The following is a 21665-nucleotide window of genomic DNA, read 5'->3' as shown; positions in this document are numbered from 1 at the left end:
TCCTCTCTGAAAAATAAATGTTTTTATTGCTTATTATCCGCACCCAAAAAGTTGCATTTATAAGTTGAACTCAAGAGTTTATTGCGTGTTGGCAATTGGAAGAAAATATTTATCTTTGTGATACAAGCGATTGTAACAACGATTAATATAAAACCATGATGAAACAGAAACTTCTTTACCTTTTGCCACTCTTCCTATTGTCGGGATGTGGACAGGCTACTTACAAGAATGCATCTCTGCCGGCAGAAGAGCGTGCCGGACTTTTGCTGAAGGAACTGACGCTCGAAGAGAAGGTGTCCTTGATGATGGACAGCTCCAAACCAGTGGAACGCCTGGGCATCAAGCCCTATAACTGGTGGAATGAAGCGTTGCATGGAGTGGCGCGTGCCGGGCTGGCCACAGTGTTTCCCCAACCGATTGGTATGGCGGCATCTTTCTCGCCGGAGACTGTATACGAGGTATTTACTGCTGTTTCTGATGAGGCCCGTGCCAAGAATGCCTACTATGCATCCCAGGAAAGCCATGAACGCTATCAAGGATTGACAATGTGGACGCCTACGGTGAACATCTACCGCGACCCTCGCTGGGGAAGGGGTATAGAGACTTATGGGGAAGACCCTTATCTGACCAGCCGTATGGGGGTGATGGTTGTAAAGGGTTTGCAGGGCACGAACGATGGAAAATATGACAAGCTGCATGCTTGTGCCAAGCACTTTGCCGTACACTCCGGTCCGGAATGGAACCGCCATGAGTTTAATGCGGAAAATATCAAGCCCCGTGATTTGTATGAAACTTATCTTCCTCCTTTTGAGGCTTTGGTGAAAGAAGGAAAAGTGAAGGAGGTGATGTGTGCCTACAACCGTTTTGAGGGCGATCCTTGCTGCGGTAGCGACCGCCTGCTGATGCAGATTTTGCGCGATGAGTGGGGATTTGACGGTATTGTCCTTTCGGACTGTGGAGCTATTGCCGATTTTTACAGAGACTATGGTCATAAGACGCATCCTGATGCAGAGTCCGCTTCGGCGGCTGCGGTGCAGAGTGGGACTGACTTGGAGTGCGGTTCGAGTTACGAGGCCCTGGTAGAAGCGGTGAAGCAGGGAAAGATTGATGAAAAAGCAGTGGATGTAGCAGTCAAGCGTCTTTTGACGGCTCGCTTTGCCTTGGGTGAAATGGACGAGCCGGAGAAGGTGTCCTGGACCGGCATTCCTTTTTCTGTGGTGGCTTCTGCCGGACACGATTCTCTGGCGCTCGACATGGCGCGCAAGTCAATGACACTGCTTATGAACAAGGATAATACCTTGCCGTTGAAGCGTGGAGGGCTGACTATAGCCGTGATGGGTCCGAATGCCAATGATTCTGTGATGCAGTGGGGAAATTATAACGGTATGCCTCCGCACACAGTTACCATTCTGGACGGAATTAGAAAAGCTTTGGGGAGTGATGATCGGCTTATTTATGAACAAGGCTGCGGATGGGTGGAGAGAGCTCAGATACAGAGCGTCTTCAACCGTTGCAAGACTGCCGACGGGAAACCCGGATTTACTGCACGCTACTGGAATAACGTGACTCGTGACGGTGAGCCAGTCACTACTGCCCAAGTGACCACTCCTTTCCATTTTTGTACATCCGGTGCCACGGTTTTTGCTCCGGGTGTGAACCTTACCGACTTCTCGGCTACCTACAACAGCGTATTCACTCCCGACCAGTCGGGAGAGGTGGTCTTTGACATCTATGCTTATGGCTCAGGGAGATTGCGGATAAATGGGGAGGAAGTGAGAGGATTCTCCAATCAGCACGGTGGGCAGAAGAGTGCTTATACTTTGCAGGTACAAGCAGGAAAAACGTATGACGTTGAATTGGATTTTGAATATTTCCGTAGCGATGCACAGCTGAACTTCGACCTCGGATTTAAGAATGAAGTGGATGTGAGAAAATCTGTGGAGCGTGTAAAGGATGCTGATATCGTGGTCTTTGTGGGAGGAGTCTCTCCGAACCTCGAAGGCGAGGAGATGGGTGTTGAGCTTCCCGGATTCAGAGGAGGCGACCGTACTGATATTGAGTTGCCTGCTGTCCAGCGGGAACTGATTGCCGCTTTGCACCATGCCGGTAAAAAGGTGGTGTTGGTGAACTGTTCAGGTTCTCCTATCGGCTTGGAGCCGGAAACCGGGAGGTGTGGAGCTATCCTGCAGGCATGGTATCCCGGTCAGGCAGGCGGTACGGCTGTAGCTGAAGTCTTGTTCGGTGATTACAATCCGGCAGGACGCTTGCCGGTAACCTTCTACCGTAATGTGTCACAGCTTCCAGATTTTGAGGATTATAATATGACGGGCCGGACTTACCGTTACATGACCCAGGAACCGCTTTTCCCCTTCGGTCATGGATTGAGCTATACCTCTTTCAGCTATGGCGCTGTGGTGCTTGGTTCGGATAATATAAAGTCCGGTGAGAAATTGAGATTGAGTGTCCCCGTAACCAATACCGGCAAATGTGACGGTGAAGAGGTTGTGCAGGTCTATTTGAAGAAAAACGATGATGTAGAAGGACCGAGCAAGGCATTGCGTGCTTTCAAGCGGGTACATATCCCGGCAGGAAAGACGGTCGATGTAGAGTTTGATTTGGGCGATAAAGAGTTGGTGTGGTGGAATCCGCAAAGCAATACCATGTGCGTTTCCGAAGGCAGTTATGAACTTATGGTGGGCGGTAGCTCGCAGACTGCTGGTTTGCTGCGCCGGTCTTTTGTCATTCAGCCTTGATACATTGCTGACAAAGTCGAAAAAGAAAATTCCGCTTGAAGGTAAGTCATGACCCTCAAGCGGAATTTTTGTGTACTGGGGATACATGTTCTTAATAATCCTTAATACAATATGTTAACTTCCTTGCTTCTCTGTTCTTATCTAATTTTAATTGATATATTTGTGATATCATTATGATATCAATTAAATCTATAGAATATGGAAACAAAAGAGTGTGGTTTCAGTGGTTTCAAGATGAATGGCTTTTTGGCCTTGTTCCTTCATTTGGTAGTGCTTACGGCAGTGATAATCTTTGGGTTTATCATTTCTGTGCCTACCTTGATCCTTTCGGTGTGTCTGTGTCTGATATGGTTTATTATGTTTGCCGGCTATATGGAGCTGGAGCCGAACGAGGCGCGTGCTATGGTGTTCTTTGGTAAATATAAAGGGACGTTCAAGGAGACCGGCTTTTTCTGGGTAAACCCTTTCCTTAATAAGAAGAAGCTTTCGCTTCGTGCACGCAACCTGGATGTGGAGCCGATAAAGGTGAACGATAAGATTGGTAATCCTATTCTTATAGGACTGGTATTGGTGTGGAAGCTGAAGGACACCTATAAAGCCATGTTTGAGATTGATTCACAAACAATGGCTGCATCCGCTCCGACAGCGGGTAATGCGAACCAGGTCAGTCTTGGCAATGCGGTGGCCAACCGTATGAATGCGTTCGAGAATTTCGTCATGATACAGAGTGATGCCGCTCTTCGCCAGGTTGCCGGTCAGTATGCCTATGATGATAATGAGGCTGATACGGAAGAGTTGACACTTCGTTCGGGCGGTGAGGAAATCAATGAACAGCTGGAGCAGAAATTGAATGAACGCCTGGCCATGGCAGGTATGGAAGTGGTGGAAGCGCGTATCAACTATCTGGCATATGCGCCCGAAATTGCCGCTGTGATGCTGCGTCGCCAGCAAGCATCTGCCATTATTACGGCACGCGAGAAGATTGTGGAAGGGGCAGTCTCTATGGTAAAAATGGCGCTCCATAAACTTTCTGAAGAAGAAATTGTTGAACTGGACGAAGACAAGAAAGCAGCAATGGTCAGCAATCTGTTGGTAGTGCTTTGTGCGGACGAGGCTGCCCAACCGGTAGTCAATACGGGAACGTTGAACCATTGATAAAGGATACGGATGAAAGAGATGGGAGGCATAGGACGGTGGGCTCTTATACTGCTCTTGCTGGGCAATGTATATGGGGGCTTTGCACAAGATGCGAATACTGCGCGCGCGCAGCACATTTATGAATTGTTTGTGGCAGGGCAAGGTGACAGCATCCATGCGGCATTGAACCGGGAGTTGCAGGAGAAACTGGCTCCGGCACTCTTCAATGATTCTTTCCGGCAAGCAGAGAAAATGTTTGGTAAATCCATATCAAAAGGAGAATGGAAGACCGATTCTGCCCAGGGAATTACTATCTATTATTCCGATGTGGAATTTGAACGTTATAATCTCCGCTTTCTAGTGGCTTTTGATGCTGACGGGGCACTGAATACAATCCGGCTAGTCCCTGCACCTGCTGTTAGCACTGCCCAACCGGTAGCCTATGATAAGACAAAAATGGATGAAAGGGATATTACGCTGGGAGCCGACGGCTACAAGCTTCCCGGAACGTTGACTTTGCCCAAGAGGGCAGTCGGTTCGGATGTATGCAGGGTTCCTTGTGTTATTCTGGTACATGGTTCCGGTCCTCACGACCGTGACGAGACGATAGGTCCCAACAAGCCTTTCCGTGACCTGGCCTGGGGATTGGCGGAACGCGGCATTGCCGTCGTCCGCTATGAAAAACGGACAAAAGCATATGGTGCGGCTTGCGTTCCTGCCGGTCGCGAACTCGATTATGATACTGAGGCCGTGGACGATGCCGTTGCCATAGTGGAGCAGGTAAGGGCTTTGCCCGAGCTGGCTTCTGACAGTGTGTATGTGTTGGGGCACAGCCTGGGAGGTACATTGGCTCCCCGTATTGCCGGGCGTTCGAAAGGTTTGGCAGGTATCATTATCCTTGCCGGACTGGCAAGACCGCTTGAAGATGCTCTTGAGGAACAGTTTTATTATACCTCTTCTTTGACGGATTCTTCAGTCAATGTAAAGGCTCAACTTGATGAACTGAAACAACAGTTGGTGAATGTCAAAAAGCTTGGTACCGAAGAGTTCGATGAGGCAATTCCCTTACCATTGGGGCAGCCCCGCTCATATTGGCTGTTTGCCAACGCTTACAAACCGGTGGAGGTTGCCGCTAAACTAAAGCTGCCCATATTTGTTCTTCAAGGGGAGAGAGATTATCAAGTGACTATGGAAGACTTCGGTTTATGGCGTTCCGGTCTGTTGCGTTGTAAGAATGCGTACTTCAAATCTTATCCGAAATTGAATCACTTGTTGCAGGAAGGCAGCGGCAAGGCGACTCCGTTTGAGTATAGCCATGCTTCGCCCGTCCCGGCATATGTTATGGATGACATTGCCTCCTTCGTGCGGGGCAAGCAGAATACTCTTTGATTGGTACTTGGTTATATCAAAGTAACTTCAATCATAAATCGTAAATTGTTAAATAGTAAATAAATAGTGGCTAAAAAAGAAACTTCAACCAAAAGCTTTGTCCTCCGTGTGGATGCTGCAACGATGGATGCCATTGAAAAATGGGCAGCCGACGAGTTCCGTAGTACCAATGGACAGCTTCAGTGGATTATCGCTGAAGCATTGCGGAAGAGTGGGCGGATGAAGAAGTCCAAGAATCCTCCTCCGTCTGAAGAGAAAGCAAAGGAGGATTAGTGATAACAGATTCTAAATCGTAGATAATATGATTAATCTTGGTCCTTATTCCGGCAAGAAATGCCCTAATGTCCGTTTCCAACCCACTGTGCTTGACCGTATTCTGGAAGGTACGGCCCTGCTTATCGTGCTCGTTACGTGGATTAGCATTTTAATAGTTCTTTTACCATTTATCCTCCTTTTTCATCTTTATTTGTTGTTATAAATCTGCCATTACCTACTAATGGTTACTCTTTCTCTTCTTTTCGCAATTTTTAGGTATTGTTCTCCTTTTTAACTACCTCTACCTTTGCTCCCAACAAAATTTAAGATAAAAGATGAGAAAATTAACTGGCTTATTCGTTTTATGTTTTTTGCTTTCTGCCAATGCTTTGCAGGCTGCTGAACCTGAAAAAGTTACTTCTGCAGCAGAGAGTACGGAGATTTCAACAGACAAAGAGAAAAAGGAAAAAGTAGCGAATGATGGCGACAACTACAAGAAATTCCGTTTCGGTGGATACGGAGAAATGGTTGCAAGTTTTAAGGATTATGGTATTAACCGTTTCTATGGTGCACCTGAAGGCAATCCAGACAAACATAGGAATACAATTTCTATACCCCGTTTCGTGTTGGCTCTGGATTACAAGTTCAATTCCAAATGGATACTCGGTGCTGAAATCGAGTTTGAATCCGGTGGTACGGGTACTGCTTATGAACTTGAGAATACGGAAAACGGTGAGTATGAAACGGAGGTGGAAAAGGGTGGCGAAGTGGCTATCGAGCAATTCCACATTACCCGTTTAATTGTTCCACAATTCAACATACGTGCCGGTCACGTCATTGTCCCGGTAGGATTGACCAACGCCCATCATGAACCAATCAATTTCTTTGGAACTTATCGGCCGGAAGGAGAGACAACCATCCTTCCTTCTACGTGGCATGAAAACGGACTCGAGTTTTTTGGTTCTTTTGGAAAAGGATATGCCAGCTTTGATTATCAAGCCATGATAGTGGCCGGTCTGAATGCCAATGGTTTTGACCGTAACACCTGGATAGCAAGTGGCAAACAAGGCATCTTTGAAGAAGACAACTTTACTTCACCGGGCTATGTGGCTCGTCTGGACTACAAGGGGGTTCCGGGGTTGCGTATAGGCGCTTCGTTTTATTACTGCGCTGATGCCGGTTCCAATTCTGACAAAGCGGATACTTATTCGTCTACCGGTAAGATTCCGGTAAGAATCTACACGGCAGATGCCCAATACCGTAATAAATATGTGATTGCCCGTGCCAATATGGTATACGGAAATTTGGGCAATTCAGCGAAGCTTAGTGAGGCAAATACCAAATTGTCGAATAAATCTCCTTACAGCCGTATAACCCCCATTGCAAAGAATGTAGTCAGTTATGCAGCCGAGGCCGGTTTGAATATCAGCGCTTTCTTCAAAGGAAACAAGAAAGTTCCGGTTATCTACCCCTTTGCACGTTATGAATATTACAATCCGCAAGAAAAGGGAGAGGCTAGCCAGATAATGGAGAAACGTTGTCAAGTAAGCATGTGGACTGCTGGATTGAATTGGTATGCCTTGCCTAATCTGGTGGTAAAGGCTGATTACACTACCCGCCAAATCGGAACAAACAAGGTTTTTGGAACTGGCAAGTATAATAGTGAAAATGAGTTTTCGATCGGTATTGCCTATATCGGTTGGTTTGTCAAGAAGTAGATGAATAGTAATCAATTAATTTTATACAGATGAAGAAAAATTTCTTTTATGCGACAGCTTTGGTATTAGGGCTGGCATTTACGGCTACTGCTTGTAGCGATGATGATGACAACAGTACAGTTAATCCTGCTGACATTGAGTATAACTCGGAGAATGCGGCAAGTTGGCACAACTACATGAGAAATGTGGCGGCTTTGTTGAAGACAGATGCCACCAATCTTTATGATTCTTGGAATACGAGTTATAAGGGTGGGGCAAGTTTTGCAACTTCCTTCAAAGCTCATAATGGTGCCTATAACTTTTCAAGTGCCTGGAACTGTATAGAGCAGGTTATCGACGGTTGTGTTGAAATCTCCAATGAGGTAGGTGAGACGAAGATTGGTGATCCATATAATAAATATATGGCAAACAATGTTATAGAGGCCCTCTATGCTGTTGAGTCATGGTATAGCTGGCATTCCCGTGATGATTATACCAATAATATTTACTCAATCCGCAATGCCTATTACGGCTCTTTGGACGGTAAGGTGAGCGACAAGTCAATTTCAAAATTGGTGGCTGGAGCCAATGCGGAGTTGGATACGAAAGTGTCGGCAGCTATCACTACGGCAGCATCGGCTATTCAGGCTATTCCCCAACCTTTCCGTAATAATATCAACAGTCAGGAAACGGTAGCGGCTATCAAGGCTTGTGAAGAACTGGAAAGTGTATTGGATAAGGAGTTGAAACCTTATATCAGGGACAATAGCACCATTAACAGCAATGAAGCACTTGACCCGATTGTTGAAAATTATGTCAATGTTGTGGTTTTGCCTACCTATAAGGATTTGAAGGAGAAGAATAGTACGCTGTATGACGCTGTGGTGGCTCTTGCCAACAATCCCTCTAACAGTGCTTTTGAGACGGCATGCAATGCTTGGATAACAGCCCGTGAACCTTGGGAGGAAAGTGAGGCGTTCCTATTTGGGCCGGTGGATGAGCTGGGGCTTGACCCGAATATGGATAGTTGGCCTTTGGACCAGAACGCCATTGTCCAGATTCTGAATTCCCAGAAATGGGGCGATTTGGAATGGAGCGAGGGTGATGATGATGCAAAAGTTGAATCTGCCCAAAATGTACGCGGATTCCATACTTTAGAATTCCTGCTTTTCAAGGATGGCAAGCCTCGTACAGTTAAATAAGAATTATTTATAAACAATACTCAAGAAGTAAAGGGGGGGATTTGGAGAATCCTGCCTTTACTTCTTTGGCATGTTTGGATATGCCATTATTAAAAAGTAGATAAAGATGATGAATCATTTAATGAGATATTCATGTCTTCTCCTTTGTTTGTCGGCAGGTTTGACTGCTTGTGATGATGATGGGATTGACGTGTTGGATATAGAGATTCCTGAAGGATACGCTCTGTCTGCCGGAACGTCCACAATCTTCATGAATTCATCCAAGGCCTATGATTCACCGGCAGATTGGGTGTCGGGTGTTTACAACAGTCGCTTTAATGATGGTGACGGGCTTTACGATGATGTGCGTACGAGTAGCAATGGTATGGGAGGGGGGCTTGGCCCGGTCTATGCGGGGTATTCTTGTGGCAGTTGTCATCGTAATGCCGGCCGTACCAAACCGACGCTGTGGAGTGAAGGCGGATCGGGTAGTTACGGGTTTTCCTCGATGCTGGTTTATATAAGCCGCAAGAATGGTGCGTTTTTTCAGGATTATGGCCGTGTTCTCCATGACCAGGCCATTTATGGAGTGAAACCGGAGGGAAAGCTTTCTGTGGAGTATACTTATGAGACTTTTACCTTTCCCGACGGAGAGAAGTATGAACTTTGCAGACCGGCTTATTCCATATCCGAATGGTATGCTGACAGTATAAAGCCTGAAGATATGTTCTGTACGGTGCGTATCCCGTTGAGACATGTCGGTATGGGGCAAATGATGGCTTTGGAACCTACGGAGATTGAAGCGCTTGCTGCAAAAAGTAATTATCCGGAGTATGGTATAAGTGGCCGTTGCAATTACATTACCGAACGTGGTGTGAGAAGCTTGGGGCTGTCGGGAAATAAGGCTCAACATGCGGATTTGACTGTTGAACTTGGTTTTTCAAGTGATATGGGTGTTACCAATAGCCGCTATCCGGAAGAGATATGCGAGGGGCAGGCCCAGGTGAATCAAGGCAGCATGATGGGGCTTTCTTATGCCCAGTTGGATGTTTCTACAGAAGATATGGAAGATGTTGACTTGTATATGCAGAGTCTTGGTGTTCCTGCACGGCGTAATGTGAATGACCCGCAGGTGATAAGGGGAGAACAGAATTTCTATAAAGCCAAGTGCCATCTTTGCCATGTCACCACGTTGCATACCAAGCCTCGGGGCTCCGTGCTGTTGAACGGTACCCGTTTGCCATGGTTGGGAAGTCAGACAATTCACCCCTATTCGGATTTTTTGCTGCATGATATGGGCTCCGAAATTATGGGAGTCGGTCTGAATGATAACTATGTAAGTGGGTTGGCGCGTGGCAATGAATGGCGCACTACTCCGCTTTGGGGTATCGGGCTTCAGGAAAAGGTAAACGGACATACCTACTTCTTGCACGATGGCCGTGCCCGCAATCTTGTTGAAGCCATAATGTGGCATGGGGGAGAGGGAGAAGCATCGAAAAATCTCTTTAAGAACATGAGTAAGGATGACCGTGATGCCCTGATTGCATTTTTAAATTCACTTTAGAACTAATAAGCTTTATATAAAAAGTAATTATGAAGAAATTTTTATATGTCGCCATGCTGGCTGTTTTGCCTTTGACCGCTATGGCGCAACATGAGGAAGATACGGAGAATGGTGTAGTGTCATTGGCCGGAAGAGAAGGTTTTACCATTGAAACAAAGAAAGGTGATTTTGTTTTCAAGCCTTATCTGTTGGTACAAACGAGTGCTAATTTCAATTGGTATGATGATGAAGGCTTGGATAAGGCTTATAACCAAGATAATATTGCCAATTCGGGTTTTTCCATTCCTTATGCCGTACTTGGCTTTACTGGCAAGGCTTTTGGAAAAGTGGCTTTCAATCTGTCCATCAATGCTGCTGCAAGTGGAGGAGCGCTGTTACAGCAGGCGTGGTTCGATGTACAGCTGAAAAAACAATTTGCGATTCGTGTCGGAAAGTTCAAGACTCCATTCTCGCATGCCTATCTGACAACTCTTGGCGAAACACTGCTTCCCCAGTTGCCGGTTTCTCTGACGTCTTCTGTAATTTTGCCTTATTCGTTGAATGCCGTGACGCCTAATATCGGTACGGGATTTGACCTGGGTGTTGAAGTTCACGGTCTGGTGGCAGATAAGTTCGGTTATGAAGTCGGCTTGTTCAATGGAACCGGAGCTTCCGTGAATACAGCTTCAAAGACGATGAGTGATGACTGGCATATCCCTTCATTGCTGTATGCCGGACGTCTGACTTATATGCCCAAGGGGGTGATGCCTTCCACACAAGGTAATCCTAACCGTTTGAACGAGGATAAGATATTATTCGGTCTTTCGGGTTCTATCAATGTGGAGAGTGAAAATGAGAGTACCAATGATACCCGTGTGGGGCTGGAATTTGCCATGTTGAAGAACAAGCTCTATCTGGCGGCTGAAGCTTATTATATGAATGTAGGTTTCACCAAACGGCAAAAGATAAATGAATCGTATAGCTTTTTAGGCGGTTATGTGCAAGGTGGTTACTTTGTCGCTCCCCGCCTACAGCTTGCCGCACGCTACGATATCTTCAATCGTAACGGTACGGATGACGACGGTTTCCTGAATATGCCTGCTGTAGGTATGAATTACTTTTTCAGAGGATGCAACCTGAAATTGCAGGCAATGTATCAGTATGTAGCCCGTTGGGGACACGACACGCAGCTCGACCGTGATAATGATAATTTAGGTCTGGCCACTCACTCTGCCACGGTGATGCTTCAATATACATTCTAAATGAAGTCAGGAAAGGATTCGTCTATGAAAAAATACATTCTTTTCTTTTTTCTGCCCGTGCTTCTTATAGGTCTGCATGCATGCGATGAGGGGAGAATTTATGAGAATGCCGTAGTGGCCACGGGTGAAGGACGCACAGTGAAGATGACAGGCCGGATTAGTGGTGTGGATAAGTGGTCGGGCGACTATAGTGTGGTAGTGGCAGGATTTGATGATGAAAGCGATTATGCCATTGTTTCAAAGGTTGTTCCGGTATCCGAATCGGATAATGATGAAATCCAGTTGACAATGTCCGGCATAACGGATGAGGTGACAACAGTCGAGCTATGTGTAATCAATAAGTTGAGAAAGCGCATTGTCAGTTTGGTGGCAATGGAATGTACTGAAATCGCTGATACTATACTTATGGATGCAGGAACAGTTGATGCAAGTATGTACAATGCCATTCAACAAAAAATATTCAATGCCACTTGTACGGCTTGCCATGGTCTTAGCACCACTCCGGGTGGTGGCTTGAATCTGCTGGAAGGACATAGCCATGCTGAGCTGGTCAACCGGGCTTCAACAACGGTGGACGGTAAAATGAGGGTTATGCCCGGCAATGCGTCAGAAAGTGTCTTGCATCTCATATTGGGTACGGACATCAGCTCGGATTGGCGTATAGACCATTCTCAGATGATAACCTCATCTGATATGCAGTCTTTGATTGGCAACTGGATTGACGATGGTGCACAGCCGTAATAATGATGGGCCTTACTGGTAATACCGGTACTTTTTTGAACAACAACGACTAATTGATATTTAATATGAAAGATAAACAACAACAAACTAATCAATCGGAGAATACCTTAACCGAAATCTTTAAATATGAGGTAGAAGCGGGTGTTTCGGAATATCATGTAATGATTCATGCCACCAGACCGGGAGCGACTTATGAAGAACAGCTGAATGCGGTGGTCGACACTTACTGCCAACTGCGTGAAAGTGAACTACAAGGTGCTGTTGCCATCTTTAAACGCTACTTTCTAAGTGACGCCGCCAATCAGGCAGATATGCTACTGGCGCTTTCGGCAGAATGTTCGGATTGTGCACTCTCCGTGGTAGAGCAGCCGCCGTTGAACGGTACAAAGATTGCACTGTGGGTCTATCTGCAGAAAGGTGTGGAAACACAGGTGCTTCATAACGGATTGTTCGAAGTGAGACATGGCGCCTACCGTCACCTTTGGGGAGGCGGCTCTTTCAATCGTGCTGCCAATTCGGAATACCAGACCCGTCTGCTGTTGAATGACTATGTGATGCAGCTGATGGAACAGGGCTGTAAGCTGGCTGATAATTGCATACGTACCTGGTTCTTTGTACAGAACGTGGATGTGAATTATACCGGAGTGGTGAAGGCGCGTAATGAGGTGTTTGTTACCCAGGACTTGACGGAGAAGACTCATTATATTTCCAGTACCGGTATCGGTGGCCGTCATGCCGACCCAAAAGTGACGGTTCAGATGGATACTTATGCTGTAGATGGTTTGAAATCTGAACAAATTCACTACCTTTACGCACCGACACATCTGAATCCCACATACGAATACGGTGTGAGTTTCGAGCGAGGTACGTATGTGGATTATGGCGACCGTCGCCAGGTGTTTATTTCGGGTACTGCGAGCATCAATAATAAAGGTGAGGTGGTATGCCCCGGAGACATTCGCAAGCAGACGGAACGTATGTGGGAGAATGTGGAGGCTTTGTTGAAAGAGGCTGGCTGTACGTTTGATGATTTAGGACAGATGATTGTTTATCTGCGGGATGTTGCAGACTATACCGTGGTCAAAGGAATGTATGACGAGCGTTTTCCGGATACTCCGAGAGTGTTTGTATATGCTCCCGTATGTCGTCCGGGTTGGCTGATAGAGATGGAATGTATGGGAGTCAAGTCTTTAGAAAACAAGGAGTTTGCTCCATATTGATTTTTTACTTTTAATTGATAGCTCTTAATTGAAAAAGTTTCTCATAGTTGTTTATGGTTGTTTGCTGCTCTTACTTGCTGCAACTACGTTTGTAGAGCAGACATACAGTACGGATTTTGTAGAAAAGCATGTTTATCATACGATTTGGTTCTGTTGTTTGTGGGGAGCCCTTGCTGCGATGACTGTTGTTGTGCTTGTAAGACAGCGGTTGTGGCGGCGTCTCCCGACGTTGTTGTTGCATGGCTCCTTCCTCGTGATTTTGGCGGGAGCCATGACTACGTTTCTTTGTGGCCGAAAAGGATATGTGCATCTTACTGTCGGCAGTGAGGTGAACTGCTTTTTGGAACAAGACGGCAGGCAGGTTGTAGAGTTACCGTTCACCTTACGTCTGGACAGTTTCCGGATTGAGTACTATCCGGGTACGGATGCTCCTGCAGATTATATCAGCTATATTCACGGTGAGACGCCCGTCTCCATGAACCGTATTCTTTCACGGCAGGGGTTCCGCTTTTATCAGTCTTCCTTTGATGAGGATATGCAGGGGAGCTGGCTGACAGTGAATTATGACCCGTGGGGGATAGGGGTTACCTATAGTGGATACCTCTTGTTAGGTGTCTCCATGCTCTGGATGCTGGTCAGCCGGGGTGGAGAGTTCCGCAGGCTGCTGAGGCATCCGTTGTTGAAGAAGGGAGGAATGTTTGTTCTATTGTTGCTGTGTCTGGGAAGTGGGGTACATGCGCAGAAGAGAAGCCTTCCGGCACTGGCACGCAAGCAGGCGGATAGTCTCGCCCGTAAGCAGGTGATTTATAATGACCGTGTGGTTCCTTTCAATACCCTTGCGCGCGATTTTGTACTGAAACTGACGGGAAAACCGTCTTATGGAGGCATGACGCCGGAGCAGGTGATTGGTGGATGGCTTCTGCGTCCGGAAGTTTGGCAGAATGAGCCGATGATTTATATCAAAAACGAGGCACTCCGTCGCCTGCTTCATTTGGAGACACCCTATGCATGTCTGGCTGATTTGTTCGACGGTGAGAAGTATCGCTTGCAGAAGTTCTGGAAGGGGAAGCAAGACCATCATCAGAAAATGACTTCTCTGGAAAAGGCCATTGTAGAGGCGGATGAAAAGGTGGGACTGATTTTGATGCTCCAAAATGGTACATTGATTCGTCCTTTGCCGGAAGACGGGAGTGTGGAGCCTGTTTCCGATACTAAAATACAAGCCGAATTGCTGTATAACCGTATTCCTTTCAGTAAATTGCTGTTCATGTTCAACCTTACGGTGGGGATGCTGGCTTTCTTCCGTCTGCTGTATCGCGGCCTGCGTCGTTCGTCGGCATTGTCAGACTCTTCCGGTAGGATTGTAGCGCTCTCTTTCTCTTCGCGTTTGGCAGATACTTTTTTCCCGTTTTCTCTTTATGCGGCGTTTCTCTTTCAGCTCTTCGGGTATGGCCTGAGGTGGTACATCGGTGGGCGAATACCGTTGGGCAACGGATACGAAACGATGCAGTTCATGGCATTGTGTGCGCTGTTCCTGGCTTGTCTGTTTCGGCGGCGCTTCCCGTTTATGGTGCCTTTCGGCTTTTTGCTGTCCGGTTTTGCCTTGCTAGTGTCTTATTTGGGACAGATGAATCCCCAAATCACTCCCTTGATGCCCGTGCTTGTTTCTCCATGGCTCAGTACGCATGTGTCGTTGATAATGATGTCTTATGCTTTGTTTGCCTTTATGATGCTGAACGGCATACTGGCATTGTGTCTTCGCCGTTCAGCCCGGATGTTGATGCTGCTCAGCCGATTGCTGCTTTATCCCGCCGTTTTCTTTTTGGGAGCCGGTATTTTTCTGGGTGCGGTTTGGGCCAATGCTTCTTGGGGGCGATATTGGGCTTGGGACCCGAAGGAAGTATGGGCGCTGATTACCTTTATGGTTTATGGAGCGGCGTTCCATGCGCGCAGCCTACGCATTTTCCGCAGGCCGTTATTCTTCCACATCTATATGATTGTCGCCTTTCTGACAGTCCTGATGACCTATTTTGGGGTGAACTACATCCTTGGAGGAATGCATAGCTATGCCAATGCTTGATTTACGGGTGGTTCTACCTATTTATAATGACTGGCTTTTTTCATTATACCTAATTTGAGCGATTGCGCACTGTCTGCCGATGCCTTATCTTTGCAACATCAGATTTGAATGAATTAGTTAGTCATAATTACGTAACCACTTTTATGAAGATAAAAGGATCCCCACTTTCCGATGTGATATCGTGAAGTGGGGATTTGTGTATGGCGTGGCGGATACTGTGGGCAAGGTTGGTTAAGGCTACTTGTCAGACTGCTTGAGCCATAGCATGGGGAGGGCTGACATAGGGGATGAGCTTTGTCTTCAGCCTGAAGATGCACATCTCTATGCTGAAGATATACATCTTTACGCTAAAGATGTATATCGCCAGTCACAAGATAAACCTTAATCAATAGCCAGAGGCCTTTTCCCGTATGGGGGAGAATACTTTTGCAAGGGATTCATCCGTTTTTTCCCTATAGGCCGTAGTGGGTAGGGAAACAGTTGCCGGAAGAACCTTATAGAGAGTCCTTGATGTCGCCCAATTCCACCAGCTTGTTCACAATAGCGTAGATGGTAAGCCCTGCCGGAGAATGTATCTGCAGTTTGCGTGCAATGTTACGGCGATGGGTAATGACAGTATGAATGGAGAGGTAGAGTTTGTCGGCGATGGCTTTGTTGGTCATGCCCTTCACAACGCAGGTGATGATTTCTTTTTCGCGCTGGCTCAGGGTTTCTTGTTCGCTGTCTTTTTCCTCTTCCTCCTCGGTGTGCAGCAAGTGGTTGATTTTGGAGGTGATGACATCTATGTCATCGCACATGGCGAAGTTCTCGTCATATTCCTTCAATATGTTGTTGTCAATGACGGAGCATACCATAGCAATGTACTTGATGCCGGATTTTCCGTGTTCTGCCTTGAAGGCGGGCAGGTCGAACCAGCCACCGAAAGTGGGGTTGATGATGATAATGTCTGCCGGATGCATGTGAATATAGTTTTGCAGCGATTCCGGAGAAGAAACCTCAATAGGGTGTGCATTCAAGTTGGGAATACGCTTCAAAACAGCCGTCAGACCACTCCGGATGATGACCGAAGTTTCTGCAATGACAATCTTCAAAGAAGTATTATTGTTCATTTTTCAGTTTCCTTTCTATTTGCGCTACGGCGGGAACAAACATATAATCTTCTACCTGGCAGTGGGTGGCAAGGTCTTGTTCGCAGTTGAATATATCGAACAAGACCGCATTTAGGAGATTGTTGTTCTCCTTTTCCGGGTAGTATTTGATGATGATGTTCTTCAGCTCTTTCAGTTTGGTGTCTATCTGATTATGTTTGCTGGCAAAAGTGGCGATGTTGTATTCGTCCGATAGTCTGCCTTGGAGCAATTGCTCTACATAGGTGAATACGGCCTGGTTTTCATATTCCATGTGGCGGCGTACCTCCTTGGCATATTCATCGAAGAACTTCAGGATGAGGTAGGCTACATCGTTTGTACTGGAACAATCGATGGCTTCGATGAGTTTGCGGCGGATGGCCGGCAGGTTGAAGTCGAGGAAATACGTGTGGGCACGCTTCAGATAATCCATAAGGGCGGGAATGGAAAAGTCACTTTCATTGCCGCTGTAAGAGTATTGTTCTTCGCTGATAAAGTTGGCTACGGCGAGGAATGTGGGGCAATCTACGCCTTGCGCTTCGCAGACGTCCTTCACGCTCTTGTCTCCGAATCCTAATGACAGTCCGAAGCGGCTCATCACCATTAATAAGGAGTAATTGTCACAGATGAGGTCACTCATCTTGTCCGTGGAGCGGTACTTATGTTGCTCATTCATTGTATGTTATTGTTTTTAATTCTTTAATTCGTGCGCAAAGTAACGGCTTTTATCCGAGAACTGCAATCACTATTAGTAGGTATTTTGCTTGTCGGGAGATGGTTGGAGAGTGGTGTTTGCCGGATAAACTAAAAGCTTTAGTTTTATTTAACGAGAGAAATTAGTTTTTGAACTAAATAATTTAGTTATTTGCAGAAAACAAAGAATGTTATGAAAGGATTGACTGCAAAAGAAGAAGAAATCATGGGCTTTTTCTGGGAAAAAGGACCCTTGTTTGTGAAGGAAATGCTGGCATTCTATGAAGAGCCGAAACCCCATTTCAATACTTTGTCCACCATTGTGAGGGGATTGGAGGATAAGGGATTCCTGAGCCATCATACATATGGTAACACCTATCAGTATTATGCGGTGGTCAGCGAGGAGGATTTTCGCAAGCGGACACTGAAGAACGTTATCAGTAAATATTTCAATAATTCCTACCTCAGCGCAGTGTCGTCTTTGGTGAAGGAAGAGGATATATCCTTGGAAGAATTGAAGCAGTTGATACAAGACGTGGAAAAGGGAAGGGACTGAGATTGTTGAGACTCTAATAACTCTGGCTTATGAAAAATATCGGATTGGTTTGTTTGCTGCTGGTAAGTATTTGCTGCGGATTGCAGGCAAAGAAAATCGTAGAGGTACCCTATTTCATGGCATGCAATACGCGTAGCATTGAAGTGGAGCAAGTGACGCTTGGAAAAGATACGACCTGGCTGGCGGTAAGGCTTTATGGTATGCAGGGCGATAAGGTCAGGATTGATTCGACAGCTGTGTTGCGGGCATCCGGAAAGGATTACGGATATTTGGGAAATACCGGTTTTGCCAGGGATGAGTGGACGCATATTCCCGCTTCCGGTGAAATGGCTGCTGTTTTGAAGTTTAGTCCGCTTCCGATGGATACTGAGAGCTTTGATTTCGTAGAGATGCCGGGTAGTGATGAAGGATGGATAATTTATGGTATACAGCTCAACGGAGAGAAACCTCGGGTGGATATTCCCGAACGTTTGCGGAATAAGAAACCGGATGAGGTTTTGCCATTGCCCGGACCGGAACTGAATGTGGGAAAGACTGTCATAAAGGGGCGGATATTGGGGTATAAACCAGAGTATGGAGTGACGTTACGCTACTATGACTCGCCTTGGTTCTTCATGTATTTCACCGGTAAGGACTTGAAGATAGCGGAGGATGGCACGTTCCGCTATGAGACGGAGGTGCTGTTGCCGAGCGGTGCTACGCTGTGGATATCCCGTTCGAAAATAGAATTGTTTCTCGTTCCGGGTGGAGAACTGGATGTCACAATCAATCTGCCTGAAATATTCTATTCGCAAAGCCGTCTTTTAAGCCGGAAAAGGGATGGTGTAACGGATAGCCGTGTTTGGTTTGAAGGAGACTATGCCGGTCTGAATACCGAGTTGCTGCGGTTCGGTGAAATGAAAAGCTTATCGGGAACTGATGATTTTTATGCAGATATTTGTGGGATGACTCCGCAGGCATATAAAAAGTATCTGTTCAGGCATTATGAAGATGTGCAAAAGAAACTTGTAAAAAACAAGGATATGAGCCAGGCTTGCCGTACTTATATCCGGGCAAATCTGGATATGAATCTGTTCAGCCTTATCTATAATTACAAGAGTAACCTTAGTTATGCCCCGATGTTTTCGGGCAGGAAGGGGGTGAAAAGGGCGGACATGACGGTGGACAGTACCTCATACTTCAAGGAAATACTGCAACTGGATATTCTGCATACCCCCGAACAGAAATATTACAATTATTATACGGACTTTGTGAAGACCGCTACCGGAAATTTCCGGGATAAGTTTGTGCAAGACCCTCTTTGGCCGGACATGCTTCTTGCCGGGCGTGCTTCCCGTAATCTGAGCAAGTACATGCCTTTGACTGAGGAAGAGCGTCGGACGGTGGACAGCATCGCTTCTCCCGACCTCAGGCAATTGTTCCTGATGAGAAACGGGAGGATTGAAGCCGAACTGAAATCAGAGTTGGAAGCTACTAAGGGAAAGACCGGATATAAGATTGTTGAGGTGGAAAAGGAGGTAGCGGCAGACAGTTTGTTGCAGGTCATTACTCGTCCTTATCGTGGCAAGATGGTACTGGTGGATATGTGGAACACCTGGTGTGGTCCTTGTATGCGGGCCATGAAAAGCCTGAAACCGTTGAAAGAGGAGCTGAAAGAGGTGGTTTATCTATATATTGTCGACGAAACATCTCCTGAAGGAAAATGGAAAGTAATGATACCGGATATACCCGGTATTCACTGTCGCATTAGCAATGAGCAAAGTACGGCATTGGCAAAGCTGTACGAATATCCGGGTATCCCGACCTATTTCGTCGTGAACCGTGAAGGAGATATTTCCTACAAAGCAACCGGATTTCCCGGAGTGGAGATGCTACGGAATGAACTGACCAAGTAACTGTAAATAGTAAATCGTAAATCCCTAAATAGTAAATAATACCATGGGTCTGTTTTTTGTTTATATACTCAAATCTTCTGTTTGCCTGGCGATATTCTATTTGTTTTATCGCTTGTTGCTGGCACGCGAGACGTTTCATCGTTTCAACCGTTTTTCATTGTTGGGCATTTTGCTGTTGTCCTGCCTATTGCCTTTGGTAGAGGTAAGTGTGAAGCAGGAGACGGAAGTGCACCAGACGATGCTGACATTGGAGCAGTTGCTGATGATGGCGGATGCAGTGAATGCCACTGAGGCCGGAGCAAGGACTGAAACGGCAACAGTCACCTGGATACAAGTGGCGCTGCTTGTCTATCTGGCAGGAATCGTTTTCTTTGCCTTCCGCAACGTATATTCGTTGGTACGGTTACTGATGTTGCTGAAATCGGGTAAAAAAGAGGATATCGGCAGCTACTTACCGGGCAGGAAAGAGCGCGTTACTTTGATTGTACACAACTGTGACATCGCTCCGTTCAGTTGGATGGGATATATTGTCATTTCACGGAAAGACTTGGAGGAGAACGGACGGGAAATCCTTATCCACGAGCTTGCCCATATCCATAACCGCCATTCCTGGGACTTGCTGGTGGCTGATGTCTGCATTTTCTTTCAGTGGTTCAATCCGGCATCATGGCTCCTGAAGCAGGAATTGCAGAATATCCATGAGTTTGAAGCGGATGAAACGGTGATAAAGGAGGGTGTGGATGCAAAACAGTATCAACTATTATTAATAAAAAAAGCTGTCGGCACAAGGCTCTACTCTATGGCCAACAGCTTTAATCACAGTAAACTTAAAAAACGTATCACTATGATGTTAAAAGAAAAATCAAGCCCGTGGGCACGTTTGAAGTATCTTTATGTACTTCCGGTAGCTGCCATTGCAGTGACAGCTTTTGCCCGTCCCGAAGTCTCCGATAAAGTGGAGAAGATTTCAAGCGTCAAAGTTAACGATTTGGCTGCAATTGTAGAAACAAAAGTGGCGGAAAGTGCAGGTGACACTACGAAGCCTGCCGATGTGAAGTATGTACCGGCGGAAGTCCGCAAGCGGTTGAAGGGAACTCTGGTCTTCGAGGTGGCAGAGGAGATGCCGGAATTTCCTGGAGGTGGAATGAGTGCTCTTATGAGTTATCTGAAAGACAATATGCGCTATCCGGCATCTGCCAAAGAGAAAGGTACGCAAGGGCGTGTGACTGTCCAATTTGTGGTGGATAAAGATGGAAGTATCAAGGAACCGAAACTTCTCCGTTCTGTAGATAAGGATATGGATGCTGAAGCGTTGCGTTTGATAAGTAATATGCCGAAGTGGAAACCAGGGAGACAGAAGGGGCAGCCGGTGGCGGTGAAATATACGGTTCCGGTGATGTTCAGTTTGGATGATGACAAACTTGAGAAAACTTCTTCTGCCAATGGTATTACAGTTGAAGGATATGCAGGTAATGGGAAAGAACCACTGTATATTGTGGATGGAAAAGAGGTGACGCCATCTGTCATGAGTGCATTGGATCCTAATAAGATAGAGCGTGTAACGGTTTTGAAAGATAAATCTGCCACGGAATTATATGGAGAAAAGGGAAAGAATGGTGTTCTTTTGATAACCTTGAAACAAGGAACTCCAGGTATAGTTATCCGTCGGGATAAAGAGGTGACAGAGAACGCTAAAGTACAGCATAACGGTAGTCTTGATTTAACGAAGACTATTTATATTGATGGAGAAAAGGTTGATTTGGGTACTAAAACTATCGATGATTTAATACCTGCGGAGAATATTGAGAGCATTGAGGTGAAGAAAGAGGCAGGTGGAAAAGGTGAGATTTACATTGCTACTAAAAAAACTAAAGCTGTAGAAAAGACTTCCGTTCAAGGTAATATGAAAGTGGAAGGCAAAGTGGTGGATGAGCAGGGCGAGCCTATTATTGGTGCGGCTGTTCTGATAGAAGGTACCACTACGGGAAGCGTTACCGATGTCAATGGTAATTTTGTCCTTTCTGTACCTTCTAAGGATGCTGTATTGGTTGCTTCGTATATAGGCATGGCTACCGGCAAAGTGAAGGCACGACCCAAGCTTACGATTACACTAAAAAATGAATAGTCTCTAACAAC

At 46.2% G+C, this 21665-nt stretch carries 16 protein-coding genes; 14 read left to right on the top strand and 2 right to left on the bottom strand.

Annotated features, from left to right (window positions below):
• The first annotated feature begins 158 nt into the window (after positions 1-158).
• The 11 genes from xyl3A to ccsA all read left to right on the top strand — a co-directional run bounded on the left by xyl3A (position 159) and on the right by ccsA (position 15258).
• Positions 159-2753 (top strand): xylan 1,4-beta-xylosidase, encoded by a 2595-nt coding sequence (gene xyl3A / locus ACESTD_RS16495; RefSeq protein WP_117991040.1) that lies wholly within the window; start codon positions 159-161, stop codon positions 2751-2753.
• Positions 2754-2951: 198 nt separating this feature from the next.
• Positions 2952-3908, top strand: a complete 957-nt coding sequence (locus ACESTD_RS16490) for an SPFH domain-containing protein (RefSeq protein ID WP_117588956.1) — start codon at positions 2952-2954, stop codon at positions 3906-3908.
• Positions 3909-3920: 12 nt separating this feature from the next.
• The gene (locus tag ACESTD_RS16485; protein WP_117588957.1) at positions 3921-5279 is read left to right on the top strand and encodes an alpha/beta fold hydrolase; all 1359 of its coding nucleotides are present in this window, start codon (positions 3921-3923) and stop codon (positions 5277-5279) included.
• A gap of 66 nt (positions 5280-5345) precedes the next feature.
• Positions 5346-5552 (top strand): hypothetical protein, encoded by a 207-nt coding sequence (locus ACESTD_RS16480; protein WP_005823802.1) that lies wholly within the window; start codon positions 5346-5348, stop codon positions 5550-5552.
• Between the two features lie 317 nt (positions 5553-5869).
• Positions 5870-7252 (top strand): hypothetical protein, encoded by a 1383-nt coding sequence (locus ACESTD_RS16475; protein WP_005835326.1) that lies wholly within the window; start codon positions 5870-5872, stop codon positions 7250-7252.
• A gap of 29 nt (positions 7253-7281) precedes the next feature.
• On the top strand, positions 7282-8433 hold the full coding sequence (locus ACESTD_RS16470) for an imelysin family protein (RefSeq protein ID WP_288856863.1): 1152 nt from the start codon (positions 7282-7284) through the stop codon (positions 8431-8433).
• A 109-nt stretch (positions 8434-8542) separates the two neighbouring features.
• Complete coding sequence (locus ACESTD_RS16465) at positions 8543-9976, top strand: di-heme oxidoredictase family protein (protein ID WP_034523352.1); 1434 nt, start codon at positions 8543-8545, stop codon at positions 9974-9976.
• A gap of 29 nt (positions 9977-10005) precedes the next feature.
• Positions 10006-11217, top strand: a complete 1212-nt coding sequence (locus ACESTD_RS16460) for a porin (protein WP_087332953.1) — start codon at positions 10006-10008, stop codon at positions 11215-11217.
• A 24-nt stretch (positions 11218-11241) separates the two neighbouring features.
• Positions 11242-11958, top strand: coding sequence for a hypothetical protein (locus ACESTD_RS16455; RefSeq protein WP_098032543.1), 717 nt, complete (start codon positions 11242-11244; stop codon positions 11956-11958).
• A gap of 65 nt (positions 11959-12023) precedes the next feature.
• Positions 12024-13178 carry a Rid family hydrolase gene (locus ACESTD_RS16450; RefSeq protein ID WP_373159012.1) on the top strand — a complete coding sequence of 385 codons (1155 nt, stop codon included), beginning with the start codon at positions 12024-12026 and terminating at the stop codon, positions 13176-13178.
• A gap of 28 nt (positions 13179-13206) precedes the next feature.
• Positions 13207-15258, top strand: coding sequence for a cytochrome c biogenesis protein CcsA (gene ccsA, locus ACESTD_RS16445; protein WP_373159013.1), 2052 nt, complete (start codon positions 13207-13209; stop codon positions 15256-15258).
• Between the two features lie 494 nt (positions 15259-15752).
• On the opposite strand, the gene ACESTD_RS16440 is transcribed toward ccsA, so the two are convergent.
• The gene (locus ACESTD_RS16440; protein WP_005835337.1) at positions 15753-16367 is read right to left on the bottom strand and encodes a response regulator transcription factor; all 615 of its coding nucleotides are present in this window, start codon (positions 16365-16367) and stop codon (positions 15753-15755) included.
• Positions 16357-17061: a hemerythrin domain-containing protein gene (locus ACESTD_RS16435; RefSeq protein WP_005835338.1), complete on the bottom strand. Its 705-nt coding sequence runs from the start codon at positions 17059-17061 to the stop codon at positions 16357-16359. Before ACESTD_RS16435 ends, ACESTD_RS16440 begins: the two co-directional genes overlap by 11 nt.
• Before the next feature lie 210 nt (positions 17062-17271).
• Here ACESTD_RS16435 and ACESTD_RS16430 point away from each other — a divergent pair, with 210 nt between their 5' ends.
• Genes ACESTD_RS16430 through ACESTD_RS16420 form a run of 3 tightly spaced genes read left to right on the top strand, consistent with a single transcriptional unit; the run spans position 17272 to position 21654 of the window.
• Entirely contained in the window at positions 17272-17634 is a 363-nt protein-coding gene (locus ACESTD_RS16430) for a BlaI/MecI/CopY family transcriptional regulator (protein WP_005823785.1), read from the top strand.
• A 29-nt stretch (positions 17635-17663) separates the two neighbouring features.
• The gene (locus ACESTD_RS16425; RefSeq protein WP_005835342.1) at positions 17664-19529 is read left to right on the top strand and encodes a TlpA disulfide reductase family protein; all 1866 of its coding nucleotides are present in this window, start codon (positions 17664-17666) and stop codon (positions 19527-19529) included.
• Between the two features lie 43 nt (positions 19530-19572).
• Positions 19573-21654: a M56 family metallopeptidase gene (locus ACESTD_RS16420; protein WP_117958574.1), complete on the top strand. Its 2082-nt coding sequence runs from the start codon at positions 19573-19575 to the stop codon at positions 21652-21654.
• Positions 21655-21665: the final 11 nt, after the last annotated feature.

Source organism: Bacteroides sp. AR20 (genome assembly GCF_964250605.1).
GTDB classification, from domain to species: domain Bacteria; phylum Bacteroidota; class Bacteroidia; order Bacteroidales; family Bacteroidaceae; genus Bacteroides; species Bacteroides uniformis.
Note: the sequence above shows the minus strand (reverse complement) of the source record. Positions and strands in the feature narration are given on the sequence as shown.